General features: G+C 41.6%; 1 protein-coding gene. It reads left to right on the top strand.

Translation table 11 applies throughout. The annotated features are described in order from the left end of the window. On the top strand, positions 1-238 hold a 238-nt coding region (locus Q3W56_RS20900), incomplete at both ends, for a transposase (RefSeq protein ID WP_368045786.1).

Below are 238 nucleotides of genomic sequence, written 5' to 3'. Positions count from 1 at the left end.
CCAGTTCCGCACCACTCCACCATCAGCTGGAACAGACGCACACGCTTTAAAGATACAACGATTTTCCAAGATATTTTTGATGAGATCGTTCTTCAGGCCATCAATCATGATATGGTGGGCGGACGTGTCCTATTCACCGATTCAACTCATCTGAAAGCCAATGCCAACAAGCACAAATACACAAGAAAAACGATTGAACAGGATACACAAAACTATATCAAAGATTTAAATGAAGCCA

Origin of the sequence: Bacillus sp. C28GYM-DRY-1 (genome assembly GCF_030519405.1) — a bacterium.
In the GTDB taxonomy this organism is placed as follows: Bacteria; Bacillota; Bacilli; order Bacillales; family Bacillaceae; genus Bacillus; species Bacillus spizizenii_A.
Note: the sequence above shows the minus strand (reverse complement) of the source record. Positions and strands in the feature narration are given on the sequence as shown.